This is a genomic window from Chitinophaga dinghuensis, from assembly GCF_003259435.1.
Classification (GTDB): Bacteria; Bacteroidota; Bacteroidia; order Chitinophagales; family Chitinophagaceae; genus Chitinophaga; species Chitinophaga dinghuensis.
Genome location: NZ_QLMA01000002.1, coordinates 717,709 through 733,854, shown reverse-complemented (window position 1 = coordinate 733,854; position 16,146 = coordinate 717,709). Strand labels below are relative to the sequence as shown.

Below are 16,146 nucleotides of genomic sequence, written 5' to 3'. Positions count from 1 at the left end.
TTGTACACTAAAGGTTAATACAATGCATAAGGCTGCAAGGACTCGCATATTGGGTTACATTTATGTTAACAAAAGGGAAAAGGTGGAAAGCACAGGGAAACATCCCGTTACTCTCCACCTTTCCAAGTATAATTGACAGCGAATGGATTAAGCCATTGCTGCTTTTTTGCTCAGTACTTCTGCCATTGTTTTACCAATGTTAGCAGGGCTTTCTACTACGTGAATACCACATTCTTCCATGATTTTCATTTTAGCAGCAGCAGTATCTTCAGCACCACCGATGATAGCGCCAGCGTGACCCATACGACGGCCTGGAGGAGCAGTCTGGCCAGCGATGAAACCTACAACTGGTTTGGTACCGAATTCTTTGATCCAACGAGCAGCGTCAGCTTCCATGCTACCGCCGATTTCACCGATCATGATGATACCTTCAGTTTCCGGATCGTTCATCAGGAGTTCAACAGCTTCTTTGGTTGGAGTACCGATGATTGGATCTCCACCGATACCGATAGCGGTAGAAACACCCAGACCAGCTTTAACAACCTGGTCAGCAGCTTCGTATGTCAAAGTACCGGATTTAGAAACGATACCGATTTTACCTTTTTTGAAGATGAAGCCAGGCATGATACCTACTTTCGCTTCTTCCGCAGTGATAACGCCAGGGCAGTTAGGTCCGATGAGGCGAGTATTAGTACCTACCAGGAAGTTTTTAGCTTTCACCATATCCTGAACAGGAATACCTTCTGTGATACATACCACCAGGGCAACACCTGCTTCAGCAGCTTCCATGATCGCATCAGCAGCAAATGCTGGCGGCACAAAAATGATAGATACGTTGGCGCCGGTTGCTTTTACAGCATCCGCTACGGTATTGAATACCGGGCGCTCCAGGTGAGAAGTACCACCTTTACCTGGCGTAACACCACCTACTACATTGGTTCCGTAATCGATCATCTGTGTGGCGTGGAAAGTACCTTCAGTACCGGTAAATCCCTGCACAATCACCTTACTATCCTTATTAACTAAAACACTCATCGCGCTTGTTTTATTGGTTTATTATTTTAATATGTTTACTTCTGCGGTCCGGCAAAAATAAGCTGATTTGAACAATTCTGCAATTTAGCACCTTTCAGGATAAAAGCCGGATACTAAACATTGTTTATCTGCTTATTTTTTCTGTTCCCCTCCATTGCCAGGAGCCTCTCTTTTAGTCTCCTCCTTCCATTTTCCGCTACTATACAGCTCTGTTTGTCTCATTTCTTTGGCTTCACGGAGGAATTCAGATGCGAAGATAAAGTCATTCAGCAGTTGGTCATTGCTGAAAACGATATCCTTATTGGTGCCTTCCCACTGTTTCTGACCTTGATACATATAAACGATATGGTCCCCGCTTTCCATTACGGTGTTCATATCGTGGGTATTGATCACAGTGGTAATATTGTATTCCAGCGTCAACTCCTTGATCAGCTGATCTATCAGCAGGGAAGTCTGCGGGTCAAGACCGGAGTTCGGCTCGTCACAGAACAGGTATTTGGGGTTTAGTACGATCGCACGGGCAATCCCTACCCTTTTTTTCATCCCTCCGGAGATCTCTGCAGGGAATTTCTTGGCGGCGTCTTTCAAGTTCACACGTTCCAGACATTCTGCCACCCGCTTTTTCTTGTCGCGGTAGCTGCCTGTACCAAACATATCCAGGGGAAACATCACATTTTGCTCAACAGTCATACTGTCGAACAGGGCAGATCCCTGGAAAAGCATACCGATTTTCTGACGGATTTCTTTACGCTGTTGGTTATCCATCCCCGAAAAGTTCTGTCCGTCATATTTTATGATGCCTGCATCCACTTCAATCAAGCCTACCATGCATTTCATCATCACCGTTTTTCCGCTACCACTGGAACCGATGATAAGATTTACCTTACCGGATTCCATTACAGCAGATACGCCTTTTAATATCTCCTTATCGCCAAAGCCTTTTTTTATGTCTTGCAGTTCGATCATGATACATTGTAATTACTTACAGCAAAATGGCTGTCAGGGCATAGTCCATAAATAGAATAAGTACGCAGCTCACCACTACTGCGGTGGTACTGGCCTTACCAATTTCCAGCGCGCCTCCTCTTACGTTATAGCCGTAATAGGCAGATACGCTGGTAATAATCAAGCCGAAGAAGAATGATTTGGACAAAGCAAAGAATACATTATAAGCACGGAATTCCTGTCTCAAACCCATCAGGAACTGATCTGCGGAAATAATGCCAGACAATACGCCTGCTTCCTTACCGCCCCATACGCCCAGAAACCCGGAAATACATACCAGTACTGGAACCATTAATATGCCAGCCAGGATTTTAGGCAGGATCAGATAACCTTTGGTATTAATACCCATGATTTCCAGGGCATCAATTTGTTCGGAGACTCTCATATTACCCAGCTCAGAGGCTATTTTAGACCCAACGACACCCGCCAATACAATACTGGTAAGGGTTGGGGCGAATTCCAGGATAATGGTATCCCGTACTACCTGGGCAATTGTACTCTTGGGTATAACCGGGCTTACTAACTGGTAGGCCGTTTGCAGGGTGGTAACGCCTCCCATGAACAACGAAATAATAAACACTATCCCAAACGACCCTACGCCAATATCCACACATTGCTGCATGAACTGTTTCCAGTACATCTTCATGTTCTCCGGACGGGAAAACATGCCTTTCAGCATCAGTAAATAGTTTCCGAAATGATAGAAGAATTTAAACTCCATAACCGGCCAAAGATATGACAGATTTTTTCAATCGTACCCGAATTTCAGATTAAATCAACAACCTATTTCAAACTACTCACCAGCAAGCGTTTGAGGCTACGCTCGACAATTTCGCCCATGGATTTACATCTGGCAAATACCGGATCATGGTAATACTGCGCCAGCTCTTCACCCAACTGGTGAATCTTCTCGGGGAAGGATACACGATCTGTCATGATTACATCCCGCAAGTCCTTGATCCTATGGCGCTGAACTTTCAGCCTCCGTGCCATGAGGGCGCGTTCCTCCTGCTGGTATTGTTTTACCACTTCCGCATTCAGATGCTTGATAGCCAGATCCACAAATACCCGGTTCTCCTTAAAGTATTGTGGCATATACAGCGTACGCTTACCTTCATAGAATTGCTGATCGAAATCGATAGCGCGTATGCGAAACTGCACATCGTCGAAGTCGGGCGTAATATCGAATACAAAGTTATAGCTACGCATATCCCCCAGCAGCCGCACAAAGCAGCGTTCATTGAATTTCACAAACTCCTTGGCAATACGCTTAGGGTTAAACTCAGGACGGTCCAGGTAATGCAGGATAAACTGATCTCCTGGAACCCCGGCAATATGCTCCTCCACAAGGGTATTCCGATCTATGAGGAAATTCATCCAGTAAGGAGACAGGATATGCTCCAGTTCAAGGCCGTAGATGCGAGATGCATCAGCTATCTTGATATAGAAATAATCGTATACTTCGTTGTAATTATTGACAATCTTAATGCGAAAAGGATGGCTGTTGCCGAATGTGCAGTAATCAATCCGTTCAATATGCAGGTGTTCTTCCGCCGTCTGATCCCCACCGGCTTTAAGAATGGAATATATCCGCTTCAATCCTGCATGAATGGGAGCCATCATGCTTTGCGGATAGAAAACCGTTTCCCAGAGGGTATCTTTCCCTTCCTTATCATACACCGGAATGGAAGATTCGTAATACCGAAGCTCCTGGTAATCCACAGGCAGTTTCATCTCCCGTTCATACAGTTTGAGGTAATTACGGAAAGCCTGGTTTATCGGAAAGAAAATCTTCTTTTTGGAAATCTGCTGCATGTGATAAATATACCAAAAATGCAGACAGGATGAAGCAAAAAAGCCATCAGCGCGAAGATGACGGGGAGACCCGTATCCTCACGCTGATAGCTTTATTAATAATCCGGCTGGACTTATTTCTTCTTTTTACCTTTGGATTTCTCCTCTGCTTTTTTGTCTCTGCAACATTTTTCCTGTGCATCCACCACCGCGATGTTTACCATGTTCACGATCTGGCGTACAGTACTGCCCAATTGCAGGATGTGTACAGGTTTCTTCATACCCAGCAGTACAGGACCGATTGCATCGAATCCAGCAACTTCCTGCAGGAGGTTATAAGCAACGTTACCGGCAGTGAGGTTAGGGAAGATGAGGGTATTCACTTCGCCTTCCAGCAATTCGGTAAACGGATAGTTATCCTGCAGAATTTCCTTGTTAAAGGCCATTGCCGCCTGGATTTCCCCGTCAACAATCAGAGAAGGATTGCGTTGTTTAACGATTTCACGCGCTTTGGCTACCAGTTGTGCCTCAGGGGTTGGACTGGAACCGAAGTTGGAATAAGATAACATCGCAATGCGAGGAGTGATATTGAAGTGTTGTACTTCTTTTGCCACCATCAGTGTAATATCAGCCAGTTCTTCCGCAGTAGGATTGAAGTTAACAGTGGTATCTGCCAGGAACAAAGGACCACGTTTGGTTTGGATGATATACATACCAGCCACTTTGTTCACGCCTTCTTCCATACCGATTACCTGCAATGCCGGACGGATGGTATCAGGATATTTACGGGTCAGACCGGAGATCAGTGCATCTGCTTCGCCGGTTTCCACCATCATACAACCGAAGTAGTTACGCTCACGCATTACTTTCTTCGCTTCGTACATGTTAAATCCTTTACGCTTGCGTTTTTCGAAGAACAGCTCACCAAACTGATGACGTTTGTCCTGCATTTCATCGCTCTTAGGATCGATGATAACAGCATCTTCAATTTCGATAGAATGTTCGTGCATGAGGCCACGGATACGGGCTTCATTACCCAGGAGGATTGGGTATGCAATACCTTCATCGTTTACTACCTGAGCAGCTTTCAGGATCTTGATATTATCCGCTTCCGCGAATACAACTTTCCTTGGATCACGGCGCGCTTTGGTACCGATTACGCGGAACAGTTGATTATCCAGACCCAGACGGCCATTCAATTCCTGTCTGTAAGCATCCCAGTCGGTGATTGGATGATGCGCTACACCGCTGTCCATAGCCGCTTTAGCTACTGCAGGAGCTACAGTGCTAAGCAAACGCGGGTCCAGTGGTTTTGGAATGATATATTTAGGACCGAAAGTGATATTCTTCTCATTGTAAGCGAGGTTCACGATATCCGGAACCGGAGATTTCGCCAGTTCAGCGAGGGCTCTTACAGCAGCGAGTTTCATTTCCTCGTTGATTTCAGTAGCTCTTACGTCGAGGGCGCCACGGAAGATGTAAGGGAAGCCCAATACGTTGTTCACCTGGTTAGGATAATCAGAGCGACCTGTCGCCATGATTACATCCGGACGTGCCGCCACAGCTGTATCGTAAGCGATTTCCGGATCAGGGTTAGCCATTGCCATTACGATAGGGTTTTTACCCATGCTCTTAATCATCTCAGGCGTAACCACATTACCCACAGAAAGACCCAGGAATACATCTGCATCCTTCATGGCTTCTGCCAGGGTTTTCACTTTAGATTTGGTAGCAAACTGCATGTGCATCGGACCCAGATCTTTACGTTCTGTGTTCAGCACACCGTCTTTATCAAATAAGATGAAGTTTTCCAGCTTCGCGCCCAATGCTAAATAGAGGCGAACGCAGGCCATAGCAGCGGCGCCAGCACCGTTTACTACGATCTTAACCTTTTCAATTTTCTTTTTTACGAGTTCCAGCCCATTGAGCAATGCAGCACTTGAAATGATCGCCGTACCATGCTGGTCGTCGTGCATTATTGGTATCTTCAGCTCTTTACGCAGCCTTTCTTCGATCTCAAAGCATTCAGGACTCTTAATATCCTCCAGATTAATACCTCCGAAGGTAGGTTCCAGCGCTTTTACGGCAGCCACAAAGCTATCCGGATCTTTCGCATTTAATTCAATATCAAAAACATCAATGTCAGCAAAGATTTTGAATAACACACCTTTACCTTCCATCACCGGCTTACTGGCTTCCGGACCAATATCACCCAATCCGAGTACAGCGGTACCATTACTGATAACGCCCACCAGATTACCTTTTGCGGTGTATTTATAGACATTTTCTACATCGTTGAAAATCTCTTTACATGGTTCAGCTACTCCTGGAGAGTATGCGAGGGAGAGATCCCATTGAGATTTTGTATTTTTCGTAGGTACTACTTCAATTTTACCCGGCCTGCCTTTTGCATGATAGTCTAATGCATCCTGCTTGTTCAGTTTCTTTGCCATATCAAGTTTAGATTGTTGTAATTGGGCGTGCAATATACGAACTATTGCAGTAAGACCGCCAGTAAATACTGGCAGGCTATCTCACACTACTCACAAATAACAGTTAAATTTCCTTACTTTTACGGCGTTAAACATTCGCAAATATCATGATACAACGCATCCAGAGTCTTTACCTGCTGTTAGCTGCCGGAGCAGGCGTAGGGGTACTATGCAGCAACCTGTGGAAAGCCACACTGTCCGCAGCAGAACAACCTATTTTCGTCAGTGCTACCAACAACTATCTGATGTATGTGCTTTATATCATCATCATTCTGATCGCCTTTGCGTCCATCTTCCTTTATAAGAAACGCCAATTACAATTCAGACTGACAGTCATCGATATCCTGCTCACCCTGGGTGGTATTGCCTACCAATATTACCTGGTATCAAAAGAAGCTAATGCATTGGTTTCCAGTGGGAAAACTATTCAGAGCGCTTCGTATCTCCCTGCATCCTTCCTCCCCATTGTGATGGTGGTACTGCTTTTCCTCGCAGCCAAAGGAATACGCAAAGATGAAAAACTCATCAAATCCCTGGATCGCCTGAGATAAACATATTTCATAAAAAACAAGAGGCCGACTCATCCTATTGAGTCGGCCTCTTGTTTTAAGTAAGGTTGATATCTGCTATTCCTTCACTTTTTTAAATATAACCCTGGCTTCAGCAGTAGAATCATTTCCATCGTTCAACTCCATCCGCAGCTTCATTTCTTTCCTGGTAATATTATCAATCCGGTATTGCACACCGTCGTTATCTGTCGTACTTCTTAATACCAATACCAGCACTTCCACTTCATTCACAATGCGTCTGCCATTTTCATAATGCGCTTCCCTGATTTTTTTCTTTACCACTTTCCAGGTATACGTCTCTATTTCAGATTGACAACCCGGAACTGTTGAACCAGCCATTGTTTTGGCATCCTTATTTGCGCCGAAATAAAAACGCTGATCCTTTCTGCAGCTATCGTATTCCTTGATGGCATCATCCGACTTCAAGCCATCCTTATTGATATCTACGGGCCCTCCAAATTTTACAGAAGACAATACCCAAACGCCAGGAATTTTATCATCAAAAACATCCGTCACCTGTGCGGATACCATTTTGCCGGAGAAGATCAAGAGGCAGACTAATAACGAAAACAATTTCATAGGATATAGGTTTTTTTATACAGAATCAATATGTAAGATATAATAAAATATTCACCTTTAATTGGATAGTATTCGCAATCAGTCGCTGGTCACTTCCACATAGATACTTGATGGCAGATAACCAAATACATATTCCGTCACCTCGCAAAGCCACATTTCCTGATTCACCGATTCTCCTCTGAAGGTGGCCATCAGATAATTACCTCCTCCAATGGAACCTTGCAGATTCTCAATCAGCCGGGCTTCCTCTGCACCTTCAAATGGGGCATCACTCAGTTTCAGAAAACATTCATTGGTATTGCCACTGGCTACATCCAGCATTGTATCTGCACCCAGTACCATTTGCAGCTCTTCTATATCCTTGGTCCATTCGGGAATATCAATAAACCATTTCTGTTCGGGGGTTTTGTAAAAACGATATTTACCTGTCATACATAGGTTGTTTAAGGGTTAGTGAGATATAAATGCCTTCATTAGCAGACATTTACTTACAAAGTAAAGGCTGGTCCACAGTGGACCAGCCTTGATATTTATTTTTAGAAAGATGATTTACAGATACTGTCCTGTATAACTTTCTTTTACTTTCTTCAAGCCATCCGGCACACCCGCATACAGCAGATTACCGCCACCAGCGCCACCTTCAGGGCCGAGATCAATTACCCAGTCAGCACTCTTGATCACATCCAGGTTATGCTCAATGACCAATACGCTATGCCCCTGTTCTATCAGGGCGTTAAAGGAATTCAACAGCTTCTGGATATCATGGAAGTGCAGGCCCGTGGTAGGTTCGTCAAAAATAAAGAGGATATGTCCCTGTGCTTTACCCTTACCCAGGAAAGACGCCAGCTTTACACGTTGCGCCTCGCCGCCAGACAAGGTATCACTACTCTGCCCCAGTTTCACATAACCCAAACCTACATCGCTCAATGGACGGATTTTATTACATACATCCTTTTCATCTTTGAAGAATTCTAAAGCTTCATCCACGCCCATTTCCAGCACATCGTAGATGTTTTTGCCTTTATAGGTGACTTCCAGCACTTCATCTTTAAAGCGCTTGCCGTTACAGCTTTCGCAGGTCAGATGCACATCTGCCAGGAACTGCATCTCCACTACCACTTCTCCTTCTCCTTTACAAGCGTCACAACGACCTCCATCTACGTTGAAAGAGAAATGTTTAGGCTGAAATCCTCTCATCTTACTCAATGGCTGTTTGGAATACAGATCACGGATTTCATCGTATGCTTTGATATAAGTAACCGGGTTGGAACGGGAAGATTTACCGATTGGATTCTGATCCACCATTTCAATCTGTGTAATATCATCCATGGCGCCTTTCAGTCCGCGGAAATTACCTACCCTTTCTGCAAATTCTCCTTTCAGCTTCATCAGTGCAGGGTACAGAATTTGCTTCACCAGCGTGGTTTTACCAGAACCGCTCACACCACTCACCACGGTGAGGATATTCAGCGGAAAATCAACCGTAATATTTTTCAGATTGTGTTGGCGGGCTCCTTCTACAGTAATGGCTTTCTTCCATTTCCTGACTTTCGCCGGAGGGTCAATACTTAAGGTACCGTTGAGATAGCGGCCAGTTAGACTCTTAGGATCTTCCAGTATCTCCGGATAGGTGCCTGCGAAAATCACTTCCCCTCCCAGATGACTTGCCAGCGGCCCCATATCAATGATATAGTCGGCTTCTTCCATCATCTGTTCATCGTGTTCTACCACGATCACTGTATTTCCCAGATCACGTAACTCCTTCAACACCTGAATGAGTCGGTGCGTATCCCTGGCATGCAGCCCTATGCTTGGTTCATCCAGGATATACATGGAGTTGGTCAGGTTACTGCCCAGGGAACGAGTCAGTTGAATACGCTGACTTTCCCCACCAGAGAGGGTATTCGCTACGCGATTGAGGGTGAGATACCCCAAACCTACGTCCAGTAATGTTTTTAACCGATGATGAATTTCTACGAGGATACGTTTCCCTACTTGCTGATCAAACTCACTCAGATTCAACTCATTAAACCATACCCCGAGATCAGCGACTGGCATATCCACCAGTTGTGCAATATTTTTGCCGCCTACTTTAATGTAGAGCGCTTCTTTTCTTAATCTGCCTCCTCCGCAATCAGGACAGATGGTACGTCCGCGGTAGCGTGCCTGTAATACACGGTATTGTACCTTATACAGGTTTTGTTCCACCATTTTGAAGAACTCATTGATACCGTAGAAATGTTCATTTCCGGTCCACAATAACTGGTATTGTTCATCGGTGAGGTCTGCGATTGGTTTATGAACAGGGAAACCTGATTTACGGGAAGCCTTGATGAGCGCTTCTTTATACTCGCCCATCTTCTCTCCTCTCCATGGAGCAACGGCGCCTTCAAATACGCTTAAGCGCTTGTCCGGGATTACCAGATCGGCATCGATCCCCAGCACTTGTCCGAAACCTTCACAGGTAGGACATGCGCCATATGGATTATTAAAAGAAAACAGGTTGGGAACCGGTTCTTCAAACTGCATTTCATCCAGCTCAAAGCGGTTGGAGAAATGTTTCATCTCCTTACTATCTGTTTCCAGGTAGCAATCGCCTTCGCTTTCATAGAAAGCCGTTTGCACGCTATCAGCTATACGATGTTTGTCGTCCTCATCAAAATCTTTAGCCACAATACGATCAATCAACACCCATGCATCTTTAGGCACTGCCGGTTTCTTAGCTTCCAGCAGCTCTTCGATGCGGAGTAAACCATTTCCTTCTGCACCTGGCACGTACAAACGAGAGAAGCCTTTCTGCAAGAGGATATTCAGCTCTTCTGCCACATCTCTTTTTGCATGCCGGCGGAAAGGCACTAACAACAATACTTTCGTACCTGCTTTCAGTTTAGTGATATAATCCACCACGTCACTGACTTCATTCTTTTTCACCTCCTGCCCGGAGATAGGAGAATAAGTTTTCCCTACTCTACCGAATAGAAGACGCAGATAGTCATAGATTTCTGTCATGGAACCCACTGTGGAGCGGGGCGTGCGGGTGATTACTTTCTGTTCAATCGCGATGGCCGGACAAATCCCTTTGATATAGTCAACATCCGGCTTATTCATACGCATGAGAAACTGCCTGGCGTAAGCGCTTAAGCTTTCCGCGTAGCGACGTTGCCCTTCCGCATAGAGCGTATCCATTGTCAGGGAGGATTTCCCTGAACCAGAGACCCCAGTTACAACCACCAGTTTACTGCGGGGAATCGACACACTCACATTCTTGAGATTGTGTACCCTGGCGCCTTTTATAAAAATGCTGTCCTGAGGGGCAACTACCTGAGGAGCAACAATTGTTTCCTGTTTTTTTACTTTTGTACCCATGACAGAACAAATTTAAGGGAAAAGATGTTACTAAAGTAATTAGCATTTTGCTAATCCCCTGTGAGCAAAACCAACGGCTGATTCTGTAGCTCGGAAACGGCTGAAGACTGCTATTTTACTGGAATTGAGCGGTTTTTTTTATTATTTGTTTTATTGAAGTATTCTTTTATATTTGCATAGGACTTGATATATTCTGTGGGTCTGGCTACCAAAATTCTAATTTTCACCTAAACTTCACACTATCGCATAAACTCTACTTAACATTTTAAACAACCAAGAGGCTGTAAAGTCCGTATAATCATTTTACTAACCCGTCTAGTTGTAGAAGTTTATGCAAATAATGTACAAGTTGTGCGACGAGCAATTGATTACCCTTTTTAAGAAAGGCCACTCTTCTGCATTGGAAGAACTGGTTTCCCGTCATAAGGATAAAGTATATACTTCTATCCTCTTGCTGGTCAAAGATCCCTACCTGGCTGAAGACATCTTCCAGGATACCTTTATCAAGATTATTGATACTATCCGCGCCGAACGTTATACCGAGAAAGGAAAATTCCTTCCCTGGGCCATGCGTATTGCACACAATCTCTGCGTAGACCACTTCCGAAAAGTTAAGCGTACGCCGATGATTAAAACGGGCGATGATAAAGACATTTTCGATGTATTAGGATTCAGTGATGCTTGCGCTGAAGAAAAAATCATCGTAAGACAAAGCCATGATCGCGTAAGACGCATGCTGGACATGCTTCCTGAAGAACAAAGGGAAGTGATTATCCTGCGTCATTATGCAGAACTGAGCTTCAAAGAAATTGCAGACCTTACACAGGTCAGTATCAATACCGCTTTAGGTCGTATGCGGTATGGACTCATCAATCTCCGCAAAATGATGACGGAGAAACAAATTTGTCTTTAACGACCCTTTTTTTGCTTGCCATCAGCGGGCGGCCGGATGTAATGTCCGACCGCTCGTTTTTATTTACAGACGTTCAAAAATAATAGCTGCTCCCTGTCCCACGCCAATACACATCGTCGCTAGTCCGTACTTCACCTGAGCCCTGCGCTGCATTTCGTATAATAAAGTCGTACTGATTCTAGCTCCGCTACCTCCCAATGGATGCCCAATGGCAATAGCGCCGCCATTCACGTTCACCAGTTCATCACTCAGGCCAAGATCATGCATACATGCCAGTGTTTGTGAAGCGAAAGCCTCATTTAATTCTGCCAGTCCCAGATCTGCCACCGTGAGACCTGCGCGCTGTAAGGCCTTTCGTGTAGCAGGTACAGGCCCAACGCCCATGATGGAAGGGTCTACGCCCGCCACTCCCATAGACACCACACGAGCAATAGGTTTCAGCCCAAAATCACGTATAGCCTTTTCTGATACCACCAATAGTGCAGCTGCACCATCGTTGATACCGGAAGAGTTACCTGCCGTTACCGTACCATCCTTAGCGAAAGCAGGTTTTAATGCGAAAAGCTTTTCCAACGTGGTTTCCCGGGGATGCTCATCCTTAGACACCAAGGTACTGCCCTCTTTTCCTGCTATCTCTACCGGGATAATTTCCTCTGTCCATTTCCCGGCATCTAATGCGGCTTTGTATCTGCGCTGACTACCTAAGGCAAAAACATCCTGGTCTTCACGACTAATCTTCCACTGACGAGCTACATTTTCTGCTGTTTCACCCATGGAAAATGGATAATACATATCTGCCAGGGTTTTATTGGTAAAACGCCATCCCAGCGTAGTATCAAATATTTCAGGCTTACGGCCCCAGGCACTGTCGGATTTAGGCATCACAAACGGCGCACGGGTCATACTTTCCACGCCACCGGCAATGTAAATATCCCCGTCGCCACACATGATGCCTCGCGCAGCATCCATGATGGCTTGTAAACTGCTGGCACAGAGTCTGTTAACAGTATTTCCGGCCACCGTTACCGGCAATCCGGCCAGGAGGGCAGACATACGCGCCACGTTCCGGTTATCTTCCCCGGCCTGGTTGGCCGCACCGGCAATTACATCTTCAATAGCAGCCGGATCAATGGAAGCATTTCTTTTCATTAACGCTTTGATCAGGTGGGCAAACATATCATCCGGACGGACAGTGGCCAATGCGCCGCCATAACGCCCTATGGGAGTTCTGACCGCATCAACGATATAGGCAGATTGCATGTTGAGTAAACTGTTTGTTTTGGTGAGTAAAACGGTAAATGCAATTAAAGTATTTCATCTAAAATCGCCAATAAAATCCTTAAAAACCAGCTCAACCTGAACGAATTTCATCTCCCAATAATAATTTTACATGTATAAATTATTGTTAGTGAGACACGTATCTCTCTGTCATTTCTGGCCCATTTGCAGTTGGTTAACGATAACTGTCGATGATTTTCAGTACCTTTGCAGTTACTTTTCGACTGCCGTAAGGGCAGCCAATTGCTTATTTAAAGGTCAATAATGAAGTCTGACAAGAAGAACATCCGGCATTTGAGTTTGCCACAATTACAGGAATATTTCGGATCCATTGGGGAGAAAGCTTTTCGTGCTAAGCAGGTATACGAATGGCTGTGGCTGCGTCATGCAACCTCCTTCGATGACATGACCAACCTGTCTAAGGATTTACGTCATAAACTGGAAGAGCATTTCGTACTGCCTGCAGTACAAGTAGATGCTACCCAGCACAGTAACGACGGTACTATTAAGAGTCGTTTCAAACTGCACGATACTCACCTGGTAGAAGGGGTATTAATTCCTACAGATACTCGTCAGACGGCCTGCGTATCCTCCCAGGTAGGTTGCAGCCTTAGCTGTAAATTCTGCGCTACCGGCTATATGGCCCGTAAACGCAATCTGGATTTCGATGAAATCTATGATGAAGTGGCCCTGATCAACAAACAGGCCATGGAAGCATACGGTAAAAAGCTCACTAATATCGTATTTATGGGTATGGGCGAGCCTTTACTGAACTATCGCAATGTACTCCAGGCGATCGAACGTATCACGGCTCCAGATGGTTTAGGCATGTCTCCTAAACGTATCACCGTATCTACGGCAGGAGTTGCAAAAATGATCCGCCAACTCGGAGACGATAAGGTAAGATTCAACCTCGCCTTATCACTGCACGCTGCAAACGATAAGAAACGCAGCGAAATCATGCCTATCAATGATACCAATAGTTTAAAAGAACTGATAGACGCACTCAATTACTTCTATAAGGCTACCGGCAACGAAATATCATTTGAATATATCCTCTTCGATAACTTCAACGATAGCAAACAGGACGCGGACGAACTCATCAAAATTTACCGTCAGGTACCTGCAGATCTAGTAAATATTATCGAATACAACCCGATCGACAATGCTCAGTTCCGTAAACCAGATGCACTGAAAGCAGAACAGTTCATGGAATATCTCGCGAAAAACCGTGTGAATGCAAGACTACGTCGTAGCCGCGGTAAAGATATCGATGCCGCCTGTGGTCAACTGGCCAATAAAGGTTAAGCCAAGAGAATAAAACTAACATTACGCCGGCCATGTATCCATGGCCTTCAATCAATAATAATTTATGAAGAAAAAAATACCTGCTAGTAAAGGTTTTTCTCCTTTCAAAGAAAATAAATCCGGCAAACAAGATAAGCCGGCAGCAGGCAACCGCAACCGCCCTTCCTTCGATGGCGAAAGGCCCGGAAGAGCATCTGCAAAAGATGACAATCGCGACGACAAGTCGCCACGCAAACGCTCATTCGGTTCTTCCGAAGAAAGCAATGCTCCTCTTCGCAAACGCACTTTTGGCGGCGATAAAGCTGGCGACAAACCAACTTTCCGTAAACGCTCCGAAGACAAAGCTGACGATAAACCAGCATTTCGTAAACGTTCTTTCGACGGCGACAAAGCCGACGAAAAACCTGCATTCCGCAAACGTTCTTTCGACGGCGACAAAGCCGACGAAAAACCTGCATTCCGCAAACGTTCTTTCAACAGCGATAAAGCTGATGAGAAACCTGCGTTCCGCAAACGTTCCTTCGACAACGATAAATCTGATGAAAAGCCTGCGTTCCGCAAGCGTTCTTTCAACAACGATAAAGCTGACGAAAAACCTGCATTCCGCAAACGTTCTTTCGACAGCGATAAATCTGACGAAAAACCTGCATTCCGCAAACGTTCTTTCGACAACGATAAATCTGACGAAAAACCTGCATTCCGCAAGCGTTCTTTCGACAACGATAAATCTGACGAAAAACCTGCATTCCGCAAACGTTCTTTCGACAACGATAAATCTGACGAAAAACCTGCATTCCGCAAGCGTTCTTTCGACAGCGATAAACCAACACATCGTAAAAAGGATAACTATTCTTCTGAGAATGAAAGCTCCTTCCACGGTGATCTAAATGATAAATCAGGCAAAGGCGCCAAAGAAACGCCTAGTGGCTTTAACCGCAAGAAATTCTTTGATCGGGTAAATGACCGTTTTGCAGACAAACACGAAAGACGCCGTAAACCAATAAAATCCAAAGATTCTTCTGAAGAGTCTTCTTTCAGAAAAGAAGCGAAACCTGCGAAAGAATCTAAGGCCACCGCTTTCGGTCCTGGTGAAATGCCCCTGAATAAATTTATTGCCCATTGTGGCCTCTGCTCCCGCAGAAAAGCAGTGGACTATATCCGCGAAGGAAAAGTTACTGTAAATGGTACCGTAGTAATGGAACCAGCTACCAAAGTGACTGCAAAAGATAACGTGGCGCTGCTGGAGAAAAAAATCACACTGCAGAAAAACCTGGTGTACATCCTGCTCAACAAACCGAAAGGTTATATCACTACCACTGATGATCCGGAAGGTCGCAAAACGGTGATGGAACTCATCGAAGATGCAGTAGAAGATGAACGCGTTTATCCTGTAGGTCGACTGGACCGCAATACTTCCGGATTGCTCTTGCTCACCAATGATGGTGAACTGGCACAGAAACTGGCGCATCCTAAGCATAACATCAAAAAGATCTATCAGGTGGAGTTGGACAAACCACTCACCAAAAATGATTTTGAGAGAATCCTGGCAGGCGTTACGCTGGAAGATGGCGTAGCTCTGGTGGATGCATTGGGTTATGTAGATCCAAAAGATAAAAAGCAGGTTGGTATTGAGATTCACAGTGGCAAGAACCGTATCGTTCGTCGTATTTTCGAGCACTTGGAATACAATGTAGAAAAGCTGGACCGCGTAATGTATGCCGGTCTGACCAAGAAGACCTTGAATCGTGGTCAATGGCGTTTCCTCACAGAGAAAGAGGTTATCCTGCTGAAACATTTCAAAAAATAA

13 protein-coding genes are annotated in these 16,146 nt (G+C 45.0%); 4 read left to right on the top strand and 9 right to left on the bottom strand.

Features of this window, described 5'->3' with window-relative positions; genetic code table 11:
* Window positions 1-147 precede the first annotated feature (147 nt).
* The 5 genes from sucD to CLV59_RS29555 form a co-directional block, all read right to left on the bottom strand.
* A complete protein-coding gene (gene sucD / locus CLV59_RS08395) occupies window positions 148-1,035 on the bottom strand; it encodes a succinate--CoA ligase subunit alpha (protein ID WP_111591557.1) in 888 nt (295 codons plus the stop codon).
* A gap of 132 nt (window positions 1,036-1,167) precedes the next feature.
* Window positions 1,168-2,001: an ABC transporter ATP-binding protein gene (locus tag CLV59_RS08390; RefSeq protein WP_111591556.1), complete on the bottom strand. Its 834-nt coding sequence runs from the start codon at window positions 1,999-2,001 to the stop codon at window positions 1,168-1,170.
* Between the two features lie 16 nt (window positions 2,002-2,017).
* Window positions 2,018-2,761: an MlaE family ABC transporter permease gene (locus CLV59_RS08385; RefSeq protein WP_111591555.1), complete on the bottom strand. Its 744-nt coding sequence runs from the start codon at window positions 2,759-2,761 to the stop codon at window positions 2,018-2,020.
* Window positions 2,762-2,823: 62 nt separating this feature from the next.
* Window positions 2,824-3,855, bottom strand: coding sequence for a hypothetical protein (locus CLV59_RS08380; RefSeq protein ID WP_111591554.1), 1,032 nt, complete (start codon window positions 3,853-3,855; stop codon window positions 2,824-2,826).
* 113 nt (window positions 3,856-3,968) lie between these two features.
* Complete coding sequence (locus CLV59_RS29555) at window positions 3,969-6,287, bottom strand: NADP-dependent malic enzyme (RefSeq protein WP_111591553.1); 2,319 nt, start codon at window positions 6,285-6,287, stop codon at window positions 3,969-3,971.
* A 146-nt stretch (window positions 6,288-6,433) separates the two neighbouring features.
* On the opposite strand from CLV59_RS29555, the gene CLV59_RS08370 reads away from it, so the two are divergent.
* On the top strand, window positions 6,434-6,877 hold the full coding sequence (locus tag CLV59_RS08370) for a DUF4293 domain-containing protein (protein ID WP_111591552.1): 444 nt from the start codon (window positions 6,434-6,436) through the stop codon (window positions 6,875-6,877).
* Between the two features lie 75 nt (window positions 6,878-6,952).
* On the opposite strand, the gene CLV59_RS08365 is transcribed toward CLV59_RS08370, so the two are convergent.
* From CLV59_RS08365 to uvrA, 3 genes are all read right to left on the bottom strand, one after another.
* Entirely contained in the window at window positions 6,953-7,474 is a 522-nt protein-coding gene (locus tag CLV59_RS08365) for a hypothetical protein (protein ID WP_146616149.1), read from the bottom strand.
* A 78-nt stretch (window positions 7,475-7,552) separates the two neighbouring features.
* Window positions 7,553-7,906 (bottom strand): DUF6717 family protein, encoded by a 354-nt coding sequence (locus tag CLV59_RS08360; RefSeq protein ID WP_111591550.1) that lies wholly within the window; start codon window positions 7,904-7,906, stop codon window positions 7,553-7,555.
* A gap of 117 nt (window positions 7,907-8,023) precedes the next feature.
* Complete coding sequence (gene uvrA / locus CLV59_RS08355; protein ID WP_111591549.1) at window positions 8,024-10,840, bottom strand: excinuclease ABC subunit UvrA; 2,817 nt, start codon at window positions 10,838-10,840, stop codon at window positions 8,024-8,026.
* Between the two features lie 340 nt (window positions 10,841-11,180).
* On the opposite strand from uvrA, the gene CLV59_RS08350 reads away from it, so the two are divergent.
* Window positions 11,181-11,753, top strand: coding sequence for a sigma-70 family RNA polymerase sigma factor (locus tag CLV59_RS08350; RefSeq protein WP_111591548.1), 573 nt, complete (start codon window positions 11,181-11,183; stop codon window positions 11,751-11,753).
* A 63-nt stretch (window positions 11,754-11,816) separates the two neighbouring features.
* On the opposite strand, the gene CLV59_RS08345 is transcribed toward CLV59_RS08350, so the two are convergent.
* Window positions 11,817-13,013 carry a thiolase family protein gene (locus CLV59_RS08345; RefSeq protein WP_111591547.1) on the bottom strand — a complete coding sequence of 399 codons (1,197 nt, stop codon included), beginning with the start codon at window positions 13,011-13,013 and terminating at the stop codon, window positions 11,817-11,819.
* 282 nt (window positions 13,014-13,295) lie between these two features.
* On the opposite strand from CLV59_RS08345, the gene rlmN reads away from it, so the two are divergent.
* Both rlmN and CLV59_RS29160 read left to right on the top strand, forming a co-directional pair.
* Complete coding sequence (gene rlmN / locus CLV59_RS08340; protein ID WP_111591546.1) at window positions 13,296-14,339, top strand: 23S rRNA (adenine(2503)-C(2))-methyltransferase RlmN; 1,044 nt, start codon at window positions 13,296-13,298, stop codon at window positions 14,337-14,339.
* Between the two features lie 64 nt (window positions 14,340-14,403).
* Window positions 14,404-16,146 (top strand): pseudouridine synthase, encoded by a 1,743-nt coding sequence (locus CLV59_RS29160; RefSeq protein ID WP_245950832.1) that lies wholly within the window; start codon window positions 14,404-14,406, stop codon window positions 16,144-16,146.

Bases quoted from the DNA above. Each gene is read 5' to 3' on its own strand.
- CLV59_RS08345 (WP_111591547.1), bottom strand. From the start codon at position 13,013: ATGCAATCTGCCTATATCGTTGATGCGGTCAGAACTCCCATAGGGCGT.
- CLV59_RS29555 (WP_111591553.1), bottom strand. From the start codon at position 6,287: ATGGCAAAGAAACTGAACAAGCAGGATGCATTAGACTATCATGCAAAA.
- sucD (WP_111591557.1), bottom strand. From the start codon at position 1,035: ATGAGTGTTTTAGTTAATAAGGATAGTAAGGTGATTGTGCAGGGATTT.
- CLV59_RS08360 (WP_111591550.1), bottom strand. From the start codon at position 7,906: ATGACAGGTAAATATCGTTTTTACAAAACCCCCGAACAGAAATGGTTT.
- CLV59_RS08350 (WP_111591548.1), top strand. From the start codon at position 11,181: ATGTACAAGTTGTGCGACGAGCAATTGATTACCCTTTTTAAGAAAGGC.
- CLV59_RS08385 (WP_111591555.1), bottom strand. From the start codon at position 2,761: ATGGAGTTTAAATTCTTCTATCATTTCGGAAACTATTTACTGATGCTG.
- CLV59_RS08365 (WP_146616149.1), bottom strand. From the start codon at position 7,474: ATGAAATTGTTTTCGTTATTAGTCTGCCTCTTGATCTTCTCCGGCAAA.
- CLV59_RS08380 (WP_111591554.1), bottom strand. From the start codon at position 3,855: ATGCAGCAGATTTCCAAAAAGAAGATTTTCTTTCCGATAAACCAGGCT.
- CLV59_RS08390 (WP_111591556.1), bottom strand. From the start codon at position 2,001: ATGATCGAACTGCAAGACATAAAAAAAGGCTTTGGCGATAAGGAGATA.
- rlmN (WP_111591546.1), top strand. From the start codon at position 13,296: ATGAAGTCTGACAAGAAGAACATCCGGCATTTGAGTTTGCCACAATTA.
- CLV59_RS08370 (WP_111591552.1), top strand. From the start codon at position 6,434: ATGATACAACGCATCCAGAGTCTTTACCTGCTGTTAGCTGCCGGAGCA.
- CLV59_RS29160 (WP_245950832.1), top strand. From the start codon at position 14,404: ATGAAGAAAAAAATACCTGCTAGTAAAGGTTTTTCTCCTTTCAAAGAA.
- uvrA (WP_111591549.1), bottom strand. From the start codon at position 10,840: ATGGGTACAAAAGTAAAAAAACAGGAAACAATTGTTGCTCCTCAGGTA.